The sequence below is a fragment of the Pseudomonas lurida genome, from assembly GCF_013522705.1.
GTDB classification, from domain to species: domain Bacteria; phylum Pseudomonadota; class Gammaproteobacteria; order Pseudomonadales; family Pseudomonadaceae; genus Aquipseudomonas; species Aquipseudomonas quebecensis.
In genome coordinates, this window is sequence record NZ_JAAMRE010000019.1 from 1 (window position 1) to 21493 (window position 21493).

Annotated in this window: 22 protein-coding genes; 13 read left to right on the forward strand and 9 right to left on the reverse strand. The window is 61.4% G+C overall.

Annotation, left to right across the window (positions count from 1 at the left end; all coding sequences use genetic code 11):
- Positions 1 to 322: 322 nt before the first annotated feature.
- From G7025_RS16255 to G7025_RS16265, 3 genes are all read right to left on the reverse strand, one after another.
- Positions 323 to 856 (reverse strand): REP-associated tyrosine transposase, encoded by a 534-nt coding sequence (locus G7025_RS16255; RefSeq protein WP_181080172.1) that lies wholly within the window; start codon positions 854 to 856, stop codon positions 323 to 325.
- Between the two features lie 85 nt (positions 857 to 941).
- Positions 942 to 1142, reverse strand: coding sequence for a hypothetical protein (locus G7025_RS16260; protein WP_181080173.1), 201 nt, complete (start codon positions 1140 to 1142; stop codon positions 942 to 944).
- A 182-nt stretch (positions 1143 to 1324) separates the two neighbouring features.
- The gene (locus G7025_RS16265; protein WP_181080174.1) at positions 1325 to 2365 is read right to left on the reverse strand and encodes a threonine aldolase family protein; all 1041 of its coding nucleotides are present in this window, start codon (positions 2363 to 2365) and stop codon (positions 1325 to 1327) included.
- 90 nt (positions 2366 to 2455) lie between these two features.
- Here G7025_RS16265 and G7025_RS16270 point away from each other — a divergent pair, with 90 nt between their 5' ends.
- The 8 genes from G7025_RS16270 to fdhA all read left to right on the forward strand — a co-directional run bounded on the left by G7025_RS16270 (position 2456) and on the right by fdhA (position 12268).
- Positions 2456 to 3184: a TraX family protein gene (locus G7025_RS16270; protein ID WP_181080175.1), complete on the forward strand. Its 729-nt coding sequence runs from the start codon at positions 2456 to 2458 to the stop codon at positions 3182 to 3184.
- Positions 3185 to 3338: 154 nt separating this feature from the next.
- Complete coding sequence (gene glyA / locus G7025_RS16275; RefSeq protein ID WP_181080176.1) at positions 3339 to 4592, forward strand: serine hydroxymethyltransferase; 1254 nt, start codon at positions 3339 to 3341, stop codon at positions 4590 to 4592.
- Positions 4593 to 4614: 22 nt separating this feature from the next.
- On the forward strand, positions 4615 to 5865 hold the full coding sequence (locus tag G7025_RS16280) for a sarcosine oxidase subunit beta (protein WP_010207084.1): 1251 nt from the start codon (positions 4615 to 4617) through the stop codon (positions 5863 to 5865).
- Between the two features lie 15 nt (positions 5866 to 5880).
- Positions 5881 to 6183, forward strand: coding sequence for a sarcosine oxidase subunit delta (locus G7025_RS16285; RefSeq protein ID WP_065885450.1), 303 nt, complete (start codon positions 5881 to 5883; stop codon positions 6181 to 6183).
- Positions 6180 to 9197 (forward strand): sarcosine oxidase subunit alpha, encoded by a 3018-nt coding sequence (locus tag G7025_RS16290; RefSeq protein ID WP_181080177.1) that lies wholly within the window; start codon positions 6180 to 6182, stop codon positions 9195 to 9197. Before G7025_RS16285 ends, G7025_RS16290 begins: the two co-directional genes overlap by 4 nt.
- 133 nt (positions 9198 to 9330) lie before the next feature.
- Entirely contained in the window at positions 9331 to 9963 is a 633-nt protein-coding gene (locus tag G7025_RS16295; protein WP_181080178.1) for a sarcosine oxidase subunit gamma, read from the forward strand.
- 126 nt (positions 9964 to 10089) lie between these two features.
- The gene (purU, locus tag G7025_RS16300; protein ID WP_181080179.1) at positions 10090 to 10947 is read left to right on the forward strand and encodes a formyltetrahydrofolate deformylase; all 858 of its coding nucleotides are present in this window, start codon (positions 10090 to 10092) and stop codon (positions 10945 to 10947) included.
- Between the two features lie 121 nt (positions 10948 to 11068).
- Positions 11069 to 12268, forward strand: a complete 1200-nt coding sequence (gene fdhA / locus G7025_RS16305; protein ID WP_005792122.1) for a formaldehyde dehydrogenase, glutathione-independent — start codon at positions 11069 to 11071, stop codon at positions 12266 to 12268.
- A gap of 45 nt (positions 12269 to 12313) precedes the next feature.
- Here the strand turns inward: fdhA and G7025_RS16310 are convergent, their stop codons facing one another.
- The gene (locus G7025_RS16310) at positions 12314 to 12670 is read right to left on the reverse strand and encodes a hypothetical protein (RefSeq protein ID WP_181080180.1); all 357 of its coding nucleotides are present in this window, start codon (positions 12668 to 12670) and stop codon (positions 12314 to 12316) included.
- A gap of 329 nt (positions 12671 to 12999) precedes the next feature.
- Positions 13000 to 13458: an anti-sigma factor domain-containing protein gene (locus G7025_RS16315; RefSeq protein WP_181080181.1), complete on the reverse strand. Its 459-nt coding sequence runs from the start codon at positions 13456 to 13458 to the stop codon at positions 13000 to 13002.
- A 136-nt stretch (positions 13459 to 13594) separates the two neighbouring features.
- Between G7025_RS16315 and G7025_RS16320 the strand changes: the two genes are divergently transcribed.
- Positions 13595 to 14167: a DUF2780 domain-containing protein gene (locus G7025_RS16320; RefSeq protein WP_181080182.1), complete on the forward strand. Its 573-nt coding sequence runs from the start codon at positions 13595 to 13597 to the stop codon at positions 14165 to 14167.
- Here the strand turns inward: G7025_RS16320 and G7025_RS16325 are convergent, their stop codons facing one another.
- Positions 14168 to 15052: an acyltransferase gene (locus G7025_RS16325; RefSeq protein WP_181080183.1), complete on the reverse strand. Its 885-nt coding sequence runs from the start codon at positions 15050 to 15052 to the stop codon at positions 14168 to 14170.
- Between the two features lie 140 nt (positions 15053 to 15192).
- On the opposite strand from G7025_RS16325, the gene rloA2 reads away from it, so the two are divergent.
- The 4 genes from rloA2 to creD are packed head-to-tail and all read left to right on the forward strand — an operon-like array spanning position 15193 to position 19235.
- The gene (gene rloA2 / locus G7025_RS16330; RefSeq protein ID WP_181080184.1) at positions 15193 to 15693 is read left to right on the forward strand and encodes a retropepsin-like aspartic peptidase RloA2; all 501 of its coding nucleotides are present in this window, start codon (positions 15193 to 15195) and stop codon (positions 15691 to 15693) included.
- Positions 15694 to 15702: 9 nt separating this feature from the next.
- On the forward strand, positions 15703 to 16371 hold the full coding sequence (gene creB, locus G7025_RS16335) for a two-component system response regulator CreB (RefSeq protein ID WP_181080185.1): 669 nt from the start codon (positions 15703 to 15705) through the stop codon (positions 16369 to 16371).
- Positions 16371 to 17810, forward strand: a complete 1440-nt coding sequence (creC, locus tag G7025_RS16340; RefSeq protein ID WP_181080186.1) for a two-component system sensor histidine kinase CreC — start codon at positions 16371 to 16373, stop codon at positions 17808 to 17810. Before creB ends, creC begins: the two co-directional genes overlap by 1 nt.
- A 51-nt stretch (positions 17811 to 17861) precedes the next feature.
- Positions 17862 to 19235 carry a cell envelope integrity protein CreD gene (creD, locus tag G7025_RS16345; protein ID WP_181080187.1) on the forward strand — a complete coding sequence of 458 codons (1374 nt, stop codon included), beginning with the start codon at positions 17862 to 17864 and terminating at the stop codon, positions 19233 to 19235.
- A gap of 186 nt (positions 19236 to 19421) precedes the next feature.
- Here creD and G7025_RS16350 read toward each other — a convergent pair whose 3' ends face one another.
- The 3 genes from G7025_RS16350 to G7025_RS16360 all read right to left on the reverse strand — a co-directional run bounded on the left by G7025_RS16350 (position 19422) and on the right by G7025_RS16360 (position 21489).
- Positions 19422 to 20051 carry a glutathione S-transferase N-terminal domain-containing protein gene (locus G7025_RS16350; protein WP_181080188.1) on the reverse strand — a complete coding sequence of 210 codons (630 nt, stop codon included), beginning with the start codon at positions 20049 to 20051 and terminating at the stop codon, positions 19422 to 19424.
- A 155-nt stretch (positions 20052 to 20206) separates the two neighbouring features.
- Complete coding sequence (locus G7025_RS16355; RefSeq protein ID WP_181080189.1) at positions 20207 to 20389, reverse strand: hypothetical protein; 183 nt, start codon at positions 20387 to 20389, stop codon at positions 20207 to 20209.
- Positions 20386 to 21489 carry a PepSY-associated TM helix domain-containing protein gene (locus G7025_RS16360; protein WP_181080190.1) on the reverse strand — a complete coding sequence of 368 codons (1104 nt, stop codon included), beginning with the start codon at positions 21487 to 21489 and terminating at the stop codon, positions 20386 to 20388. The genes G7025_RS16355 and G7025_RS16360 overlap by 4 nt, the downstream gene beginning before the upstream one ends.
- Between the last annotated feature and the right edge of the window lie 4 nt (positions 21490 to 21493).

Genomic DNA, 21493 nt, shown 5'->3' on the forward strand with positions numbered 1-21493 from the left:
GGTTCGAATCTTGCGTGCTTGCCGGGACGCGGAGCGTCCGGGGAGGCATTCCCACGCAGAGCGTGGGAACGAGGTTCACTGGGTTCTGAGCGTCGATCGTTCCCACGCTCCGCGTGGGAATGCAGCCCGTGACGCTCCGCGTCACAAGATGCACAAGGTTCAAATCTTGCGTGCTTGGCGGGACGCGGAGCGTCCGGGGAGGCATTCCCACGCAGAGCGTGGGAACGAGGTTAATCGGCTTCTGAGCGTAGATCGTTCCCATGCTCCGCGTGGGAGTGCAGCCCGTGACGCTCCGCGTCACAAGGTGCATAGAACTTGATGTTCAGTGCCAGTGCTGGATGTCGATCAATCCTTGCATCCCTGAGTAGTCGCGAGCGCTGGAATACCGCCAGTGTTCTGCCTGATCCACATATCCTCGCTTCACCGGGTTGTGGTGGATGTAATCCAGCTTCTGGCGCATCACGGCGTCGCTATACACCAGCTCGGCATGTGAGCCTTCCTGCCACAGTTGATAAACCCGATCGGCTTTATGCGCACGTTTGCTGAAGCGCAGGCGCCGCAATACGCGCTCAGCGCCTTTACTCTGCAGGTCATCGATGATGGTACGGGCAGTGAAGGATTTGAATTGGCTGACGCACTTGCCCAAGTCAGGCGCTTGAGCGACGAAATGCAGGTGGTTTTCGAGGACGACGTAGGCGTAAAGGTTGAGCGCCTCATGGCGTTGTTGATATCGCCAGCAATCCAGGAGATGGCCGACGATGTAGTTGCGGGTAAACAGCGGTAGCCACTCCATGACGGTACAGGTCAGGAAATGCGGCTTCTCGGGTTCGGTGATGACATAGCGGCTTCTACCCATGGAATCATCCTTGGACAGGCGTGTGGCCCGGACGCGGAGCGTCCGTGGAGGCATTCCCACGCTGAGCGTGGGAATGGTCAGAAGGTTACTGGGCGTAGAGGTGGACTACGAAGTGCTGGCCTGAAGCTGTCAATTCATAGACTTTGTCATAGATCCTCAACGTCCTCGACGGCTCGCGGATGGTGTCGCCGATTTGGGCGGTCTTTCTGAACTCATCCCAGTCGATCACCGTGGTGCTGACACTGCCGTCGCTTTTGAGCATATTGCCGTTGCTTTGATATTCCATGATCAAACCTCTTCTGGATTTCCGTTTCCAGCCGATTGTCGGCGGGCGGTTGTGCCCGAAAGGTCAGCCGCTGCAGCGACCGTTTCCTTGCGGGTTCCAAGAGGCTAGCCAATGAAAACCCAGCGCGCTGCTGTCGGAAATACCAGATAACAGACTCGGCATTGCGCCAGTATTCGCCAGGCTCAGGCGTTCATCACTTCCCTGATATCCGCAGCCAGTTCTCTTACGCGTTCCTCTTCGGTATCCCACGCACACATGAAGCGCGCCCCACCTTTGCCGATGAAGGTGTAGAAGCGCCAGCCTTTTCCCGTCAGTGCGGCGATGGCGGGTTCCGAGAGCTGCAGGAACACGCCATTGGCCTGCACGGGGAACATCAGTTCGACGCCGGGAATATCGGCCACCAGGCTGCTCAGCAGTTGCGCGCAATGGTTGGCGTGGCGTGCGTGCTTGAGCCAGGCGTCGTTTTCCAGCAGGCCCACCCAGGGGGCGGACAAGAAGCGCATTTTCGAGGCCAACTGACCCGCCTGTTTGCAGCGGTAATCGAAGTCTTCGGCGAGCTTGTGGTTGAAGAACAGGATCGCTTCACCCACGGCCATGCCGTTCTTGGTGCCGCCAAAGCACAACACGTCCACCCCGGCTTTCCAGGTCAGATCGGCCGGCGAGCAGCCGAGGAACGCACAGGCGTTGGCGAAGCGCGCGCCATCCATGTGCAGGTTCAGACCCAGTTCCTTGCAGGTGGCGCTGATGGCGTGGATTTCTTCGGGGGTGTACACGCTGCCGACTTCAGTGGCCTGGGTCAGGGTGACCACACGCGGTTTGGGGTAGTGGATGTCCTGTCGCTTGAGGGCGATCTCGCGGATCGATTCCGGGGTCAGCTTGCCGTTTTCGGTACGTGCGGTGAGCAGCTTGGAGCCGTTGGAGAAAAACTCCGGCGCGCCGCATTCATCGGTTTCGACGTGGGCGGTTTCCGAGCAAATCACGCTATGGTAGCTCTGGCACAAAGACGACAGCGCCAGCGAGTTGGCGGCGGTGCCGTTGAAGGCGAAGAACACTTCGCAGTCGGTTTCGAACAGGTTGCGGAAACCGTCGGCGGCGCGGTGGGTCCATTCATCATCGCCATAGGCGCGCTGGTGGCCGTGGTTGGCTTGTTCCATGGCGGCCCAGGCTTCCGGGCAGATGCCGGAATAGTTGTCACTGGCGAATTGTTGGCTCTTGTCGGTCATGGCCCGTTCCTGTGGTCGATGTTGGTGCGCACTGTAACCAAGATTGTTGGGCGCGCGCACGCTCTGTAAATGCAAAGTCATTGGGGATTTATGCACAGCGCTCACGCCTTGCCTGTCGGACCCGTCCGAGACGGCGCCCTGGACCTGCTCAAGTGGCTGGCGCTGCTGAGCATGGTGCTCGACCACCTGCGTTATGTCGGTTTGAGCCTGGATGGCCTGTATGTGCCGGGGCGTCTGGCGTTTCCGTGGTTTTGCCTGGCGATTGCGGCGAACCTGCACCGGGTCCGAAACGCGCCGGTAAGCGGTCAATGGCGCTACCTGGGGTGGTTGCTGCTGTTCAGTGTGATCAGCGAAGTGCCGTATCGCTTGTTTATCGAGGATGCCGATACGTTGAACGTGCTACCCACCCTCGCACTGGGCCTGCTGGTTGCACGAGGATGGCAGCAGAAAACCACCATTGATCGAGGATTGGCGCTGATTGCCCTTGCCTTGGCGGCGGTGTTCTCCAGTCAGCTGATGTTCGGTTTTTTTGGCGTATTGCTGCCGCTGGCGATGTTGCTGGTGTTTCGCCTGCCCTGGTATTTCAGTGTGTTGCCAGGATTGGTCTGCGTGGCCGCCAATCAATGGCAGATCCTGCTCAATAGCGGCACGGCGGTGGCGCTGTTGGGGTTGGTCGCGTGCCTGATTGCGCCATGGGCGGGCTTAGTCTTATTGCGACATGCCCACAGCACCTCGCCGCCAGCAATGCGCCGCTGGGCCTACGCCCTGTATCCCATGCACTTCCTCCTGCTGCTGCTCCTGCGCCACATCATTGCCTAACCCCCTCCCACATTTATTCCGTGTTGTTTGAACAATGTCGTAAACGCACCTTTGCGTGGCGTGCGCAGGCATTTGACCTGTCTGCACCAGCCCTACCATCGCATCAAAGGGCCCTGCGAGGGCCTTAACAAGACGAAAGGCTGGGAGAGACGCGATGTTCAGCAAACAAGACCAGATCCAGGGATATGACGACGCACTGCTGGCGGCGATGAATGCCGAGGAGCAGCGCCAGGAAGATCATATCGAGCTGATCGCGTCAGAGAACTACACCAGCAAGCGTGTGATGCAAGCGCAAGGCAGCGGCCTCACCAACAAGTACGCCGAAGGCTACCCAGGCAAGCGCTACTACGGCGGCTGCGAGCATGTGGATAAAGTCGAGGCCCTGGCCATCGAACGCGCCAAGCAACTGTTCGGCGCCGATTACGCCAACGTGCAGCCGCACTCCGGTTCGTCCGCCAACAGCGCGGTGTACCTGGCGCTGATCAATGCCGGCGACACCATCCTCGGCATGAGCCTGGCCCACGGCGGTCACTTGACCCACGGCGCCAAGGTGTCGTCCTCGGGCAAGCTGTACAACGCGGTGCAGTACGGCATCAATACCGACACCGGCCTGATCGACTACGACGAAGTCGAGCGCCTGGCGGTGGAACACAAGCCGAAGATGGTGGTGGCCGGTTTCTCCGCCTACTCCAAGACCCTGGATTTCCCACGCTTCCGTCAGATCGCCGACAAAGTAGGCGCACTGCTGTTCGTCGACATGGCCCACGTCGCCGGCCTGGTCGCCGCCGGGTTGTACCCGAACCCGCTGCCGTACGCCGATGTGGTCACCACCACCACCCACAAGACCCTGCGCGGTCCGCGTGGCGGCCTGATCCTGGCCAAGGCCAACGAAGAGATCGAGAAGAAACTCAACGCCGCCGTCTTCCCCGGTGCCCAGGGCGGCCCGCTGATGCACGTCATCGCCGGCAAAGCCGTGTGCTTCAAGGAAGCGCTGGAGCCCGGCTTCAAGGCCTATCAGCAGCAAGTGATCGACAACGCCCAGGCCATGGCCAGCGTGTTTATCAAGCGCGGCTACGATGTAGTGTCCGGCGGCACCGACAACCACCTGTTCCTGGTCAGCCTGATCCGTCAGGGCCTGACCGGCAAAGAGGCGGATGCCGCTCTCGGTCGCGCCCACATCACCGTCAACAAGAACGCGGTACCGAATGACCCGCAGTCGCCGTTCGTGACCTCGGGCCTGCGCATCGGCACCCCGGCGGTGACCACGCGTGGTTTCAAAGTGCCGCAGTGCATCGAGCTGGCCGGCTGGATCTGCGACATCCTCGACAACCTCGGCGACGCCGATGTCGAGGCCAACGTGGCCAAGCACGTGTCTGCCCTGTGCGCTGATTTCCCGGTTTATCGCTGAGCGCGGTTTTGGAGTAATGACTATGCAACGCTACTCGGGCTTCGGCCTCTTCAAGCACTCACTCAGCCACCACGAAAACTGGCAGAAGATGTGGCGCACGCCGACCCCGAAAAAGGTCTACGACGTGGTCATCGTCGGCGGCGGCGGGCATGGTCTGGCGACTGCCTACTACCTGGCCAAAGAGCACGGCATCACCAACGTGGCCGTGGTTGAAAAAGGCTGGCTGGGCGGCGGTAACACCGCGCGCAACACCACCATCGTGCGTTCCAACTACCTGTGGGACGAGTCGGCGCATCTGTACGAACACGCGATGAAACTGTGGGAAGGCCTGTCTCAGGACCTGAACTACAACGTGATGTTCTCCCAGCGTGGCGTCTACAACCTGTGCCACACCCTGCAGGACATCCGTGACTCCGAGCGTCGCGTCAGCGCCAACCGTCTCAACGGTGTGGACGGCGAACTGCTCAACGCCAAGCAGGTTGCGGACGAAATTCCGTACCTGGATTGCTCGAAAAACACCCGCTACCCGGTGCTCGGCGCCACCGTGCAACGGCGCGGCGGCGTGGCCCGTCACGATGCCGTGGCCTGGGGCTTTGCCCGCGCCGCCGACGCACTTGGCGTGGACTTGATCCAGCAGACCGAAGTGATCGGCTTCCGTAAGGAAAATGGCGTGTGCATCGGTGTGGAAACCAACAAGGGCTTTATCGGCGCCAAGCGCGTCGGTGTAGTGACTGCCGGTAACTCCGGTCACATGGCTTCGCTCGCCGGTTTCCGCCTGCCGATCGAATCCCACCCACTGCAAGCACTGGTGTCGGAGCCGATCAAGCCGATTATCGACAGTGTGATCATGTCCAACGCCGTGCACGGTTACATCAGCCAGTCCGACAAGGGCGACCTGGTGATCGGCGCCGGTATCGACGGCTACAACGGCTACGGCCAGCGCGGCTCGTACCCGGTGATCGAACACACCATCCAGGCCATCGTCGAGATGTTCCCGGTGCTGTCGCGCGTGCGCATGAACCGCCAGTGGGGCGGCATCGTCGACACCACGCCGGATGCGTGCCCGATCATCTCCAAGACCCCGGTACCGAACATGTTCTTCAACTGCGGTTGGGGCACCGGTGGCTTCAAGGCCACGCCGGGCTCAGGCAACGTATTTGCCGCGAGCCTCGCCAAGGGTGAAATGCACCCATTGGCCGCACCTTTCTCCATCGACCGTTTCCACAACGGTGCGTTGATCGACGAACACGGCGCCGCGGCCGTCGCCCACTAACAGGAGAAATTCCCTATGTTGCATATCTTCTGTCCTCACTGTGGCGAACTGCGCTCCGAAGAGGAATTCCATGCATCCGGCCAAGCGCACATCCCGCGCCCGCTGGACCCGAATGCCTGCACCGACGCAGAGTGGGGCGACTACATGTTCTTCCGCGACAACCCCCGTGGCCTGCACCACGAACTGTGGATTCACGCCGCCGGTTGCCGCCAGTACTTCAACGCGACCCGCGACACCGTGACCTACGAAATTCTTGAAACCTACAAGATCGGTGAGAAGCCTCAGTTCACCGCCAAGGCCTCTGGAGAGAAGGTATGAGCCAGATCAATCGCCTGTCCAACGGTGGCCGGATCGACCGTAATAAAGTCCTGACCTTCAGCTTCAACGGCCAGAGCTACAAAGGCTTCGAGGGCGACACCCTGGCCGCTGCTTTGCTGGCCAACGGCGTCGATATCATCGGCCGCAGCTTCAAATATTCGCGCCCACGGGGCATCTACGCCGCCGGCGCCGAAGAGCCGAACGCCGTGCTGCAGATCGGCGCTACCGAGGCCACGCAAATCCCTAACGTGCGCGCTACGCAACAGGCGCTGTACCAAGGGTTGGTTGCCACCAGCACCAACGGCTGGCCGAGCGTCAACAACGACATGATGGGCATCCTCGGCAAGGTCGGCGGCAAGCTGATGCCACCGGGCTTCTACTACAAAACCTTCATGTACCCGCAATCGTTCTGGATGACCTACGAGAAGTACATCCGCAAGGCTGCCGGCCTTGGTCGCTCGCCGACCGAGAACGATCCGGACACCTACGACAACTTCAACCGACACTGCGACGTGCTGGTGGTCGGCGCCGGCCCTGCGGGTCTCGCCGCCGCACTGGCCGCCGCGCGCAGCGGTGCCCGCGTGATCCTTGCCGATGAGCAGGAAGAGTTCGGTGGTTCGCTGCTCGATTCGCGCGAAAGCCTGGACGGCAAACCGGCCACTGAATGGGTGGCCAGCGTTATCGCCGAATTGAAAGCCCTGCCGGACGTGGTGCTGCTGCCCCGCGCCACCGTCAACGGCTACCACGACCATAACTTTCTGACCATTCACGAGCGCCTGACCGACCACCTCGGTGACCGCGCGCCCATCGGCGTGGTGCGTCAGCGTATCCACCGTGTACGTGCCAAGCGCGTGGTGCTGGCCACCGGTGCGTGCGAGCGTCCGCTGGTGTACGGCAACAACGACGTGCCGGGCAACATGCTCGCTGGTGCGGTTTCCACCTACGTGCGCCGCTACGGTGTAGCGCCAGGTAAAAAACTGGTGCTGTCGACCAACAACGACCACGCCTACCGCGTTGCATTGGACTGGCTGGATGCGGGCCTGCAAGTGGTGGCGGTCGCTGATGTGCGCCACAACCCACGCGGCGCGCTGGTGGAGGAAGCCCGCGCCAAAGGTATTCGCATCCTCACCGGCAGCGCTGTGGTCGAAGCCCGTGGCACCAAGCGCGTGACCGCTGCGCGTGTCGCCGCGATTGACGTCAAGGCGCATAAAGTCACCAGCCCCGGCGAGTGGCTGGACTGCGACCTGGTGGCCAGCTCCGGCGGCTACAGCCCGGTGGTCCACTTGGCCTCGCACCTGGGCGGCAAGCCGACCTGGCGTGAAGACATCCTCGGTTTTGTACCGGGTGAAGCGCCGCAGAAACGCGTGTGCGTCGGTGGTATCAACGGCGTCTACGGCCTCGGCGATTCCCTGGCCGATGGTTTTGAAGGCGGCGTGCGCGCCGCCAGCGAAGCCGGTTTTGCCCCGGTGGAAGGCACCCTGCCAAAGGCCTTGAGCCGTCTGGAAGAGCCAACACTGGCCGTTTACCAAGTGCCGCACGACAAGCCGACCGCACGGGCGCCGAAGCAATTCGTCGACCTGCAGAACGACGTCACCGCTGCCGCCATCGAACTGGCGACCCGCGAAGGCTTCGAGTCGGTCGAGCACGTCAAGCGCTACACCGCGCTGGGCTTCGGCACCGACCAGGGCAAGCTGGGTAACGTCAACGGCCTGGCGATTGCCGCGCGCTCGCTGAACGTGACCATCCCGCAGATGGGCACCACCATGTTCCGTCCCAACTACACGCCGGTCACCTTCGGCGCCGTAGCGGGCCGGCACTGTGGGCATATCTTCGAACCGGTGCGCTACACCGCGCTGCACGCCTGGCACGTGAAGAACGGCGCCGAGTTTGAAGACGTCGGCCAGTGGAAACGCCCGTGGTACTTCCCACGCAACGGTGAAGACCTGCACGCTGCGGTGAAACGCGAATGCCTGGCCGTGCGCGACAGCGTCGGCCTGCTGGATGCGTCCACCCTCGGCAAGATCGACATTCAAGGCCCGGATGCCCGTGAGTTCCTCAACCGCATCTACACCAACGCCTGGACCAAGCTTGACGTGGGCAAGGCGCGCTACGGCCTGATGTGCAAGGAAGACGGCATGGTCTTCGACGACGGTGTGACCGCGTGCCTGGCTGACAACCACTTCCTGATGACCACCACCACCGGCGGCGCCGCCCGCGTACTGCAGTGGCTGGAAATCTACCAACAGACCGAATGGCCGGACCTCAAGGTGTACTTCACCTCGGTCACTGACCATTGGGCAACCATGACCCTGTCCGGCCCCAACAGCCGCAAGCTGCTGGCGGAAGTCACCGACATCGACCTGGACAAGGACGGCTTCCCGTTCATGACCTGGAAAGAAGGGTTGGTGGGCGGTGTACCGGCGCGGGTGTTCCGTATCTCGTTTACCGGTGAGCTGTCGTACGAAGTGAACGTGCAGGCCGACTACGCCATGGGCGTGCTGGAACAGATCGTCGCCGCTGGCAAGAAGTACAACCTGACCCCGTACGGCACCGAGACCATGCACGTACTGCGGGCCGAGAAGGGCTTCATCATCGTCGGCCAGGACACCGACGGCTCGATGACCCCCGACGACCTGAACATGGGCTGGTGCGTTGGCCGTACCAAGCCGTTCTCGTGGATCGGCTGGCGCGGGATGAACCGTGAAGACTGCGTGCGTGAAGAGCGCAAGCAACTGGTGGGCCTCAAGCCGATCGATCCGAAGGTATGGCTGCCGGAAGGCGCGCAACTGGTGCTCGATCCGAAGCAGACGATCCCGATGAAGATGGTCGGTCACGTCACCTCAAGTTATGCGCACAACTCCCTGGGTTATTCGTTTGCCATGGGCGTGGTGAAAGGCGGCTTGAAGCGCATCGGCGAACGGGTGTTCTCGCCTCAGGCCGATGGCAGCGTGATCGAAGCGGAGATTGTGTCTTCGGTGTTCTTTGACCCGAAAGGCGATCGCCAGAACATTTGACACCTGATCGTTCCCACGCTCCGCGTGGGAATGCATCCCGGGACGCTCTGCGTCCCAAGAGCGGACGCAGAGCGTCCAAAGCGGCATTCCCACGCAGAGCCTGGGAACGATCAATTTAAGACACAGGTGCTTTATGACAGCAGCCAATGTTTACCAACAACGCCCCACCTCCGGCGCCAAGGCCGAGTCGTCGCTGCACCATGCCGACCTCGCCAGCCTGGTCGGCAAGGGTCGCAAGAACGCCGGCGTGACCGTGCGTGAAAAGAAACTGCTCGGCCATCTCACGATCCGTGGTGACGGCCATGACGCGGCCTTTGCCGCCGGCGTGCACAAGGCTCTGGGCATCGAGTTGCCGGGCGCCCTGCAGGTGATCGTCAAAGGCGAAACCAGCCTGCAATGGCTCGGCCCGGATGAATGGTTGCTGATCGTGCCGAGCGGTGAAGAGTTCGCCGCCGAGCAGAACCTGCGTGCCGCTCTGGCTGATTTGCATATCCAGATCGTCAATGTCAGCGGCGGCCAGCAGATCCTTGAACTGAGCGGCCCGAACGTACGCGACGTGCTGATGAAGTCCACCAGCTACGACGTCCACCCCAACAACTTCCCGGTGGGCAAGGCGGTGGGCACGGTGTTCGCCAAGTCCCAACTGGTGATCCGCCATACCGCTGAAGACACCTGGGAACTGGTGATTCGTCGCAGTTTTTCGGATTACTGGTGGTTGTGGTTGCAGGATGCCTCGGCCGAGTTCGGTCTGAGCGTTCAAGCCTGAGGATGATCGTTCCCACGCTCTGCGTGGGCATGCATCCCGGGACGCTCCGCGTCCCAAGAGCGGACGCCGAGCGTCCATGGCGGCATTCCCACGCAGAGCGTAGGAACGATCAAGGAGTCACGCACAATGAGCCGCGCACCCGATACATGGATTTTGACTGCCGACTGCCCCAGCGTGCTCGGCACGGTGGACGCGGTTACCCGCTACCTGTTCGAGCAGGGTTGCTACGTCACCGAACACCACTCGTTCGATGACCGCCTCTCGGGCCGGTTTTTCATTCGCGTGGAATTCCGTCAGCCCGACGGCTTCGACGAGCAGGCTTTCCGCGATGGCCTGGCCACGCGCGGTGAAGCCTTTGGCATGATCTTCGAGCTGACGGCGCCGAACTACCGGCCAAAAGTGGTGATTATGGTCTCCAAGGCCGATCACTGCCTCAACGACCTGCTGTACCGCCAGCGCATCGGCCAACTGTCGATGGACGTGGTGGCGGTGGTGTCCAACCACCCCGATCTCAAGCCGTTGGCCGACTGGCATCAGATTCCCTACTACCATTTCCCCCTCGACCCCAACGACAAACCGTCCCAGGAGCGTCAGGTGTGGCAAGTGGTGGAAGACACCGGCGCTGAACTGGTGATTCTTGCGCGTTATATGCAAGTGCTGTCGCCGGAGCTGTGCCGCAAGCTCGATGGCAAGGCCATCAACATTCACCACTCGTTGTTGCCGGGGTTCAAGGGTGCCAAGCCGTATCACCAGGCGTACAACAAGGGCGTCAAACTGGTGGGCGCCACGGCGCATTACATCAACAACGACCTGGACGAAGGCCCGATCATCGCCCAGGGCGTGGAGGTGGTGGATCACAGCCACTATCCCGAGGACTTGATTGCCAAGGGGCGCGATATTGAAGGGCTGACGCTGGCCCGGGCCGTTGGGTATCACATCGAAAAACGTGTGTTCTTGAACGCTAACAGGACGGTCGTTCTTTAGTGGCAAGTTGCAAGCTTCAAGCCGCAGGAAAAAGCGGCACTGCACACTTCTTGCGGCGGGTAGCTTGCCGCTTGAAGCTCGCTCCACTCTCTCAACAACGATAAATATAGAGGTGACTGACATGTCTGGTAATCGTGGTGTCGTGTATCTCGGCAACGGCAAGGTCGAAGTACAGAAAATCGACTATCCCAAAATGCAGGACCCCCGTGGCAGGAAGATTGAGCACGGCGTCATCCTGCGCGTGGTCTCCACCAACATCTGCGGCTCCGACCAACACATGGTGCGCGGCCGTACCACTGCCCAGACCGGCCTGGTGCTCGGTCACGAAATCACCGGTGAAGTGATCGAGAAGGGCAGCGACGTCGAAAACCTGAAGATCGGCGACCTGGTTTCCGTACCTTTCAACGTAGCGTGCGGCCGCTGCCGTTCGTGCAAAGAGCAACACACCGGGGTGTGCCTCACCGTTAACCCGGCCCGTGCCGGTGGCGCCTACGGCTATGTCGACATGGGCGACTGGACCGGCGGCCAGGCCGAATACGTGCTGGTGCCGTATGCCGACTTCAACCTGCTCAAACTGCCGGATCGCGACAAGGCCATGGAGAAAATCCGTGACTTAACCTGCCTCTCCGACATTCTGCCTACCGGCTACCACGGCGCTGTTACCGCCGGTGTTGGCCCAGGCAGCACCGTCTACATCGCCGGTGCCGGCCCGGTCGGCCTGGCCGCTGCTGCCTCTGCGCGGCTGTTGGGCGCGGCGGTGGTGATCATCGGCGATGTGAACTCCATCCGCTTGGCCCACGCCAAGGCCCAGGGTTTTGAAATCGTCGACCTGTCCACCGATACGCCGTTGCATGAACAGATCGCCGCGCTGCTCGGCGAGCCGGAAGTGGACTGCGCCGTCGACTGCGTGGGTTTTGAAGCACGCGGCCACGGCCATGACGGCGTCAAGGCCGAAGCCCCGGCCACGGTGCTCAACTCACTGATGGGCGTGGTGCGCGTGGCCGGCAAAATCGGTATCCCTGGCCTGTACGTCACCGAAGATCCAGGTGCCGTGGATGCCGCCGCGAAAATGGGCAGCCTGAGCATTCGTTTCGGCCTGGGCTGGGCCAAGTCTCACAGCTTCCACACCGGCCAGACCCCGGTGATGAAGTACAACCGGCAGCTGATGCAGGCGATCATGTGGGACCGCATCAACATCGCCGAAATCGTCGGCGTGCAGGTGATCAGCCTGGACGACGCGCCACGTGGGTACGGCGAGTTCGATGCGGGCGTGCCGAAGAAGTTTGTGATTGATCCGCATAAGTTGTTCAGCGCGGCCTGAGTGGTAGAAAATGATAAGGGCGACCTTCAAGGCCGCCCTTATTACTTATTGAGGTGTTGAGAGTCTTAGGTGGGGGTCTGAAACTTTACCGTTTTCTACTAACCGCTTTCCACCGTAGTCGCAGCGTAGTTTTCCGTCCACTACGCCGAAAGTTTCTACCTTGAGTGCGTATTTATCTGCTAGATAATCATCTTCAGTTCCGGATGTTTGCCCTGTCCATGTCTTGCCGTTGCTGGTAGCTGTGTACTTGAAGCCGTCACCGTAAGCCCCCGGAAGGCTAGCGTCGTGGAACTTTTCAGACTTAATAGAGTTTTTTTCAGGGCAATCTTTGATATCTGCAGCGTGAACACTTCCCGCGAATACCAAAACGGCCAAAGTTCCCATAGCAATTTTGTAAGTCATGGCGCATCCCTTATACGTGAATTGAAGTCTGATGATAAGTTTGGCTTCTAGCGTGGGATACTGTAATAAATGACAGTTTTATATATTGATTAGTGATTATTGAAGGCGTGCGTTATTTCGAATACCTCAAAGAGATGACTTTCGTTTGTTGTGATTAAGTTTGTGGTCGGCTAAAAGAACCTGCAAAAAGCCGAAGCTGCACACATTCACCTGCTCATCAAACCCGTGTCGCCATGTAGACGACCTCGGGCATATGGGCTTTGGCGTGAGCAATCCGGTGATGCGATGAGAGCCAAAATGTGGGAAAGGGGGTTGTGGTATTTGGGATATCAGCGGTTGGCCAGGGCGCCCTGATAGACGGTGGGGCCGGTGGGTTGCTTGCTCACCGAACCGCCTTTGGTCTCCGAACTCACCATCAACTCCACCGGTTTGCTGATGGACGCTTGCTGACGTGGGTTCAGGCCAATGATGCCTTTGCCGTCCTCCGGCAACAGGCCCAGGGAGATCGGGGTGCCGTCTTTGGGGATCGCCCACAGTTCCAGGCTCTTATCCGGCTCCGCCGCGGCGGCGGCGATGGGTTGCACTTCGAGGTAATCCTTGTGCGCCATGATCTGCGCGGCCGGCTGCTGGGTGGTGGTCACCAGGGTGGCGGCGGATTTGACGCTGTCGTGGGTGTAGATCGCGCCGCCGATGCCGGCAACCACCACGACACAGGCGCCGACGAACAGGCGAGGGCGGCTCCAGAATGCAGGCTTGTGCTCAATCACTGGGGGTTGGATCGCAGTCATAAGTCTCTTCCTGACAAATTTTGTAGTCAGTTCATGGACCCGCTTTGGCTGGATCGGTTCCTCCCAGGGCTTGGAACAACCGACCGGTTACCCAGTCCAACGCCTGCTTTTGCCCTTATATCCCGAGGTTGGTCCAATGAAGATTTCACGCGGTTTCGCCCTTTCCTGCCTGATGACGCTGGCTGCCGGGCCCGCATTCGCCGCAGGCTTCAGCCTGGGCGACGCGGCCAATGCGATTTCCGGTATGCAGGGTGGCAACAACAAAGCCGCCGCTGCCGCACCGTCGTCCGAGACGGCCGACCTGCTGAGCGCGTTGACCTCGCAACTGAACGTCACGCCGGAGCAAGCCATCGGCGGCACCGGCGCCATGCTTGGCCTGGCGCGTAACCAGTTGAGCGGCAAAGACTACTCACAGTTGGGCCAGAGCGTGCCCGGGCTTGACCAGTTGTCGGGCAACAATGCTCTGGGCAGCCTCGGAGCCTTGAGCGGGATGCTCGGCCAGACCGGCGGCAGCAAGACCAGCGGCCTCGACGGCCTGCTGGGTAACGTGAAGAACACCAACGACCTCAACACCGCGTTCAGCGCCCTGGGCATGGACAGCGGCATGGTCGGTCAGTTTGCCCCGGTGATCCTGCAGTTCCTGGGCAGCCAGGGCGCCAACAGCTCGGTGCTGGGCAAACTGGCTCAGGCCTGGGGCACCGGCAGCTGATTACCCCTGCGCGCGCAGGTGTTCGATGCGCGCGTCTTTCTCTTCCCAGAGCTGGTTGACCCAGCTCTGTACGGTCTGGCGAAACGCCGGATCGTTCTCGTAATCTCCCTGCCACAACGCCGGGTCCAGCTCGCGGGTCTGGATATCGATGATCACCTTCGGCACCGCGCCGCTGATCAAGTCCCAGAACCCCGGAGTGTGCTGCGACGGGTAGACCACGGTGACGTCGAGAACCGCATCCAGCTGTTCACCCATCGCCGCCAGCACAAACGCCACACCGCCCGCCTTGGGCTTGAGCAACCGCTTGAACGGTGACGCCTGCTGCGCGTGCTTGGCCTGGCTGAAGCGCGTGCCTTCCAGGTAATTGACCACCGTTACCGGCTGGCGCTTGAACAGCTCACAGGCCTGTTTGGTGATCTTCAAGTCCTGGCCCGCCAGCTCCGGGTGCCTGGCCAGGAACGCCTTGGTGTAGCGCTTCATGAACGGGTAATCCAGCGCCCACCAGGCCAGCCCCAGGAAGGGCACCCAGATCAGCTCTTTTTTCAGGAAGAACTTGAAGAACGGCGTACGCCGGTTGAGGGCCTGGACCAGCGCCGGGATGTCCACCCAGGACTGGTGGTTGCCGATGACCAGGTACGACGTGTCGCTGCGCAAATCCTCCCCGCCACGAATGTCCCACTGCGTTGGAATGCACAGGGCGAAGATCAGCTTGTCGATCTCGGCCCAGGTCTCGGCGATCCACATCACCGCCCAGGACATGTAGTCCCGATAACGACCGGGCGCCACCAGCTTGAGCAGGGCAAACACCATCAGCGGCCCGATCAGGACCAACGTATTGAGTAACAGCAGCAATGTAACCAGACAGCCGGTGAGCAGGCGGCGCATAAGCAACTCTTGGCAGGGTGTGGGCGGGCCATGATAAGCAGCTTGAGTCTAGAGGCCAAATCACAAAACGCCGGGGGATCTAACTAAGTAGCGCTTATGCGGTCTAGAATCCGCCTACTTCTTTTCCAAGGAATCACTTCGTGAAACTGCTCCTTGCCTCCCTCGCCCTGGTTGCCCTGCCGGTCATGGCCGCCGAACCGACCCTTTACGGTCGCTACGAATACATCCAGTTGCCGGAGATCGGCGAAACCTTCAAGGCCAAGATGGACACCGGCGCGCTGACCGCCTCGCTGTCGGCCCGTGACATCCAGACCTTCACCCGCGATGGCGACGACTGGGTGCGCTTCCGCCTCGGCGGCACGGGCGCATCCGACAAGGTCTACGAACACAAAGTCTCGCGCATCAGCAAGATCAAGAGCCGTGCCGACGAAGATGATGACAAGGACGAAGCCACCGTGGCCAAACGCCCGGTCATCGACCTGGAAATGTGCCTGGGCAACGTCAAGCGCACCGTCGAGGTCAACCTCACCGACCGCAGCAGTTTCAATTACCCGCTGCTGATCGGTGCCAAGGCCCTGCGTGAATTCGGCGCTGCGGTAAACCCGGCCCGTCGGTACACTGCTGACAAACCGGACTGCTGACGGACCGCCATGCCCCACATCCTGATTGTCGAAGACGAAGCCGCGATTGCCGACACGTTGATATTCGCCCTGCAAGGCGAGGGCTTCGGCACTACTTGGCTGAGCCTGGGCCAGGCGGCGCTGGAGCATCAACGCAAGACGCCGGCCGACCTGATCATTCTCGACATCGGTCTGCCGGATATCAGTGGCTTTGAGACCTGCAAGCAGTTGCGCCGTTTCAGCGAAGTGCCTGTCATGTTCCTCAGTGCCCGCGACGGCGAGATCGACCGGGTGGTGGGGCTGGAGATCGGCGCCGACGATTACGTGGTCAAGCCGTTCAGCCCAAGGGAGGTGGCGGCGCGGGTCAAGGCGATCCTCAAGCGCGTCGGCCCCGGCGTGGCGCCGGCGTTGTTCCAGGTGGACCTGGAGCGCATGCAGATCGCCTATCGCGGTCAGCCCTTGAGTCTGACGCGCCATGAATTTCGTCTGCTGCAGAGCCTGCTGGAACAACCTGAGCGGGTGTTCAGCCGCGAACAGCTGCTGGACGCCGTGGGCGTGCCCGCCGATGCCGGCTACGAGCGCAACATCGACAGCCATATCAAAAGCCTGCGCAGCAAACTGCGCGGCGTTGCCGCCGAAGCCGAACCGATCCAGACCCATCGCGGCCTCGGCTACAGCTACAGTCCGAGCCACGGCTGATGCGCCTGGGGCTGAGGATTTTCCTGGTGTACGCGCTGTTTATCGGCCTGACCGGCTATTTCGTGCTCAGCACCGTAATGAAGGAAATCCGCCCCGGCGTGCGCCAGTCCACCGAAGAAACCCTGGTGGACACTGCCAACCTGTTGGCCGAGATCCTGCGCGATGATGTGAAAAACGGCACCCTCGGCCAAAGCCACTGGCCCGAATTGCTCAAGGCCTACGGCAACCGCCAGCCGGGCGCGACCATTTGGGGGCTGCCGAAAAACCAGGTCAATCACCGTATCTACGTGACCGACGCCAACGGCACCGTGCTGCTCGATTCCAGCGGCGTGGCGGTGGGCCAGGACTATTCGAAATGGAACGACGTTTACCTGACCCTGCGTGGCGAATACGGCGCGCGCTCCACCCGCAGCACCCCGGAGGACGCCACCTCGTCGGTGATGCACGTGGGCGCGCCGATCCGCGATAACGGCCAGATCATCGGCGTGGTCACTGTGGCCAAGCCGAACAGCTCGTTGCAGCCTTACGTCGACCGTACCGAGCGGCGCCTGCTGTGGTACGGCGCCGGCCTGGTGACCCTTGGTTTGCTGTTGGGCGCCTTGTTGTCGTGGTGGTTAAGCGTTGCGTTAAGACGGCTGACCGCCTATGCCGAAGCGGTCAGCGAGGGCCGGCGGGCCGAGTTGCCGCATTACCGCGGCGGCGAGTTGAAGCAGTTATCCACCGCGGTGGAGCACATGCGCACGCAGTTGGAGGGCAAGGCCTACGTCGAACATTATGTGCACACCCTGACCCATGAGCTGAAAAGCCCGCTGGCGGCCATTCGCGGCGCGGCGGAGCTGTTGCAGGGCGATATGAGCCGTGAGCAGCAGCAGCGCTTTGTCGGCAATATCGACAGCGAAAGCGCGCGCTTGCAACAGTTGATCGAACGCCTGCTCAACCTGGCGCAGGTGGAGCAGCGCCAGGGATTGGAAGAACAAGTGAGTATCCCGCTGGCGGCCCTGGTAGACGATGTGCTCAATGCCCAATGTGCGCGCATCGAAGGCGCCGGGTTACACGTCGAACAAGCGATTGCGGCGGATGTGAAAGTGTTTGGCGAACCCTTCCTGTTGCGTCAGGCGTTGGGCAATCTGCTGGACAACGCCCTGGATTTCACCCCGCCGGGTGGCACGTTGCGCTTCAGTGCGAGCAGCCGGCACAACGATGTGCAGGTGAGCCTGTTCAACCAGGCCGCGCCGATTCCCGACTATGCCTTGCCCCGCTTGAGTGAGCGGTTTTATTCATTGCCGCGTCCGGTCAGTGGGCGCAAGAGCACCGGCCTGGGTTTGAACTTCGTCGAGGAGGTGATGAAGCTGCACGGCGGCGCCCTGCAGATCGGCAACACGTCGGGCGGCGTGCAGGTGGTGCTGCATCTCCACACAGTCTCCACAATGCCCACATAAAACACCCACGCACGCGGCTCACGCTCTGCCCATCAAAACAGGGAGAGCCCCATGAACCGCAGCCTGCTTTTCAAACTTGGCGCCATTGCGCTACTGATCCTGCTGTTGCTGATTCCGTTGTTGATGATCAACGGCATCATCAGTGACCGCCAGCAACTGCGCGACGGTGTCGTGATGGACATCGCCCGCAGCTCCAGCTACGCCCAGCGCCTGACCGGGCCGGTGATGGTGGTGCCGTATCGCAAGACCGTGCGTGAGTGGAAGCTCAACGAGAAGCTCAACAAGCGCTACGAGGAAACCCGTGAAGAGCGTGGCCGCTTGTATTTCCTGCCGGACCGTTTTGAACTCGATGGCAAGGTGCAGACCGAGTTGCGCGCGCGGGGTATTTACCAGGCGCGGCTGTTCCATGCCGACACCCGTATCAGCGGGCGTTTTGAGCTGCCTGCGCAGTTGGGCATCACCGAACACTTTGAGGATTACCGTTTTGAGCCGGCTTTTCTGGCGGTGGGTATCAGCGATATTCGCGGCATCGAAAATGCGCTGAAGCTGGAACTGGGCAGCCAGCGCCTGGAATTCGAACCAGGCTCACAAGTGGACTGGCTGGGGGAGGGCGTGCATGTGGCGCTACCGGAACAGGACAGCAAAAAGCCGGCGATGGTGGACTTCGCCTTCGACCTGCGCCTGCAAGGCACCGAACAACTGCAAGTGGTGCCGGTGGGCAAGACCAGTCAGGTTTCCCTCGCGTCCAACTGGCCGCACCCCAGCTTTATCGGCAACTTCCTGCCGGCCCAGCGTGACATCACCGACAAAGGCTTCACCGCCAGCTGGCAAACCTCGTTCTTCTCCACCAACCTCGAACAGGCCCTGCAAGCCTGCCTGGATCGACAGGGCTGTGAGGACTTCAACAACCGCAGCTTCGGCGTGAACTTCATCGATCCGGTGGACCAGTACCTCAAGAGCGACCGTGCGATCAAATATGCGCTGCTGTTCATCGCCCTGACCTTTGCCGGCTTCTTCCTGTTCGAAGTGCTCAAGAGCCTGGCGGTGCACCCGATTCAATATGCCTTGGTGGGCGTGGCGCTGGCGTTCTTTTATCTGCTGCTGTTGTCGCTGTCCGAGCACCTGGGGTTTGCCCTGGCGTACCTGATTTCCGCAAGCGCATGCGTGATGTTGATCGGTTTCTATGTGTGCCATGTGCTGCGCAGCGTCGCCCATGGCCTGGGGTTCTCAGCGGGGCTCGCGGCGTTGTATGGCTTGTTGTATGGGCTGCTGAGTGCGGAGGATTACGCACTGCTGATGGGCTCGCTGCTGCTGTTCGGCCTGCTCGGGACGGTGATGGTGCTGACGCGCAACCTGGACTGGTACGGCGTGGGCAAGCGCAAGGCGACCGAGCCGCTGCAGTTTGATCTGGAGGCGGTGCAATGATCGGCTTGCGCGAGGATCGACAAGTAGGGGCGCAGTTAGCCACAAGGATCGCCACATTCCTTGCTGTCACCACCGTCCAAGGTGGGGGTGGGCTTGCCCGCGATAGCGGTGGTTCACAAACAGATGTACTGAATGACATACCGCAGTCGCGGGCAAGCCCGCTCCCACATTGGGTCGGTGTGCAGGTCAGGCCGGCGGCTGGGTTTCCAGCATCGAAGGCCGCTGGCTGACGTCGGCGTACCAGGCGGCAAGCTGCGGGTTGTCCACGCGCCATTGCATATCCGGATGGCGAAAATCCAGATAGCCCAAGGCACAGGCCACGCTGATCGCGGCGATGTCGAAATGGCTGGCCAATTCGGCGATGGCATTCTGTTCCAGCTCGGCGAGGGTGCGGCGGATTTTGTTGCGCTGTTCGTCGAGCCACTGATCCCAGTGTTTCTCCACCGGGCGCAGGGCGGTTTCATAGCGCACCAGCACGGCGGCATCCAGGATGCCGTCGGCCATCGAGGCCAGGGTCAGGCGACGCCAGCGCGCCGAGCCGTCGCGGGGGATCAGCGGGTTGCCGACGTGCTGGTGGTCGAAGTAATCGAGGATCACCCGGCTGTCGTGCAGCACGCTGCCATCGGCCAGGCGCAGGGCCGGGATCTTGCCCACGGGATTGCCGTCGACCAACTGCGCATCGGGGTTGACCGGCGTCGGCATGCAGGCGTGCAGGGCCACGCGGTCCTGCTGGCCGGTTTCGAGCAGCAGCACGCGGACTTTGCGTACGAACGGCGATGCAGGGTTGTGGAACAAGGTCATGTTGGGCGTGGACATGGGCATTCCTCTGGATTGACTGTGGCTAGCCTAGAGGGTCGCGCGGTGGCTGGCGAGGGGCAGGTTGAGGGCTCATCGGGGGCAAGCCCCCTCCCACACTTTGAATGTGTTCACAAATCAAAAATGTGGGAGGGGGCTTGCCCCCGATGAGGCCCTCAGCCACGACGCTTGAACAACCCCCAACTACCAATGGCCGCCGGTATGCCCAACCCCACCCAGCTCAACGAATCCCATAGCCCATCCCCCAGCAACGCCGCAAACAACCCTGCGGCGCTGAGCACGCCAATCCCCAGCGGAATGCCAAATACCTTCCAGAAACTCGACTGGCGTGGCCTCATGCCTTGCCCGCCCTGCGCTTGGCGATCCACAAGTAGATCCCGCTGATCAGCACGACGATGGTCAGCCCGTCCAACAGCGCCCACAGGACTTTCATCGGCATGCCGCCATAGTCGCCAAAGTGCAGCGGCTGGGACAGGCCCATGGCGTCCATGTACCAGGGCCGCTCGGCGATGGCCGTGACCTGCAGGGTGCTGGCGTCGATCAGCACCGGGGTGAGCAGGTGCGAGGTCAGGTGGGTGCTGCCTTTCATGAACACTGCGTAGTGATGCTCGCTGGAAAAGCGCGTACCGGGGAAGGCGATAAAGTCCGGCTGCATGCCGGGTGCGGCGCGTGCGGCGATGTTCAGCAACTCGCTGGCCGGGGCGCGTGAGGTCAGCGGCGGCGCGTCCTTGTACGGTTCGATCAGGGCCGTCAGGCTGTCCTGGCGCCAGGCGGCGATGATCAGGTCGGCGCAGGCGCTGATCACGCCGGTCACGCCCACCACCAGCGCCCAGGTCAACGTGACCACGCCGATCAGGTTATGCAGGTCGAGCCAGCGCAGGCGAGTGGTTTTGTCCCGGCGCACGCTGGCGAATTTCAGACGGCGCATGAACGGCAGGTACATCACCGTGCCGGAAATGATCGCCAGCACAAACAGCACGCCCATGAACGCCAGCAGCAGCTTGCCCGGCAGACCGGCGAACATATCCACATGCAGGCGCAGCAAAAACAAGGTGAAACCGCCATTGGCCGAGGGCATCTCCAGCGCTTCGCCGGTGCGTGCATCGAGCATGAAGGTGTGGGACGCGTTCGGCTCCGTGCCGGCGGTGGCGGCCATAATCGCGATCACACCGTTCGGGTCGTCTTCATCCCAGGCCAGGTATTGCAGGGCCTCTGCGGGGCGATGGGCCAGGGCCTTGTTCGCCAGTTGTTCCAGGTTCAATCGCGGCGTATCGGCCGGCATCTGCTGGAGCTGGGGTTCGTTGCCCAGCAGATGGTCGATCTCATGGTGAAACACCAGCGGCAGGCCGGTGAGGGCGAGCAGCAGCAGGAACACCGTGCAGATCAGGCTGGTCCAGGTGTGGACGAAGGACCAGCGTCGGATGGTTGTGCTTTTCATGCTT

What these genes read in the sequence shown, in the direction of transcription:
- G7025_RS16255 (WP_181080172.1), bottom strand. Translation starts at nt 856, where the DNA reads ATGGGTAGAAGCCGCTATGTCATCACCGAACCCGAGAAGCCGCATTTC.
- G7025_RS16260 (WP_181080173.1), bottom strand. Translation starts at nt 1,142, where the DNA reads ATGGAATATCAAAGCAACGGCAATATGCTCAAAAGCGACGGCAGTGTC.
- G7025_RS16265 (WP_181080174.1), bottom strand. Translation starts at nt 2,365, where the DNA reads ATGACCGACAAGAGCCAACAATTCGCCAGTGACAACTATTCCGGCATC.
- G7025_RS16270 (WP_181080175.1), top strand. Translation starts at nt 2,456, where the DNA reads ATGCACAGCGCTCACGCCTTGCCTGTCGGACCCGTCCGAGACGGCGCC.
- glyA (WP_181080176.1), top strand. Translation starts at nt 3,339, where the DNA reads ATGTTCAGCAAACAAGACCAGATCCAGGGATATGACGACGCACTGCTG.
- G7025_RS16280 (WP_010207084.1), top strand. Translation starts at nt 4,615, where the DNA reads ATGCAACGCTACTCGGGCTTCGGCCTCTTCAAGCACTCACTCAGCCAC.
- G7025_RS16285 (WP_065885450.1), top strand. Translation starts at nt 5,881, where the DNA reads ATGTTGCATATCTTCTGTCCTCACTGTGGCGAACTGCGCTCCGAAGAG.
- G7025_RS16290 (WP_181080177.1), top strand. Translation starts at nt 6,180, where the DNA reads ATGAGCCAGATCAATCGCCTGTCCAACGGTGGCCGGATCGACCGTAAT.
- G7025_RS16295 (WP_181080178.1), top strand. Translation starts at nt 9,331, where the DNA reads ATGACAGCAGCCAATGTTTACCAACAACGCCCCACCTCCGGCGCCAAG.
- purU (WP_181080179.1), top strand. Translation starts at nt 10,090, where the DNA reads ATGAGCCGCGCACCCGATACATGGATTTTGACTGCCGACTGCCCCAGC.
- fdhA (WP_005792122.1), top strand. Translation starts at nt 11,069, where the DNA reads ATGTCTGGTAATCGTGGTGTCGTGTATCTCGGCAACGGCAAGGTCGAA.
- G7025_RS16310 (WP_181080180.1), bottom strand. Translation starts at nt 12,670, where the DNA reads ATGACTTACAAAATTGCTATGGGAACTTTGGCCGTTTTGGTATTCGCG.
- G7025_RS16315 (WP_181080181.1), bottom strand. Translation starts at nt 13,458, where the DNA reads ATGACTGCGATCCAACCCCCAGTGATTGAGCACAAGCCTGCATTCTGG.
- G7025_RS16320 (WP_181080182.1), top strand. Translation starts at nt 13,595, where the DNA reads ATGAAGATTTCACGCGGTTTCGCCCTTTCCTGCCTGATGACGCTGGCT.
- G7025_RS16325 (WP_181080183.1), bottom strand. Translation starts at nt 15,052, where the DNA reads ATGCGCCGCCTGCTCACCGGCTGTCTGGTTACATTGCTGCTGTTACTC.
- creB (WP_181080185.1), top strand. Translation starts at nt 15,703, where the DNA reads ATGCCCCACATCCTGATTGTCGAAGACGAAGCCGCGATTGCCGACACG.
- creC (WP_181080186.1), top strand. Translation starts at nt 16,371, where the DNA reads ATGCGCCTGGGGCTGAGGATTTTCCTGGTGTACGCGCTGTTTATCGGC.
- creD (WP_181080187.1), top strand. Translation starts at nt 17,862, where the DNA reads ATGAACCGCAGCCTGCTTTTCAAACTTGGCGCCATTGCGCTACTGATC.
- G7025_RS16350 (WP_181080188.1), bottom strand. Translation starts at nt 20,051, where the DNA reads ATGTCCACGCCCAACATGACCTTGTTCCACAACCCTGCATCGCCGTTC.
- G7025_RS16355 (WP_181080189.1), bottom strand. Translation starts at nt 20,389, where the DNA reads ATGAGGCCACGCCAGTCGAGTTTCTGGAAGGTATTTGGCATTCCGCTG.
- G7025_RS16360 (WP_181080190.1), bottom strand. Translation starts at nt 21,489, where the DNA reads ATGAAAAGCACAACCATCCGACGCTGGTCCTTCGTCCACACCTGGACC.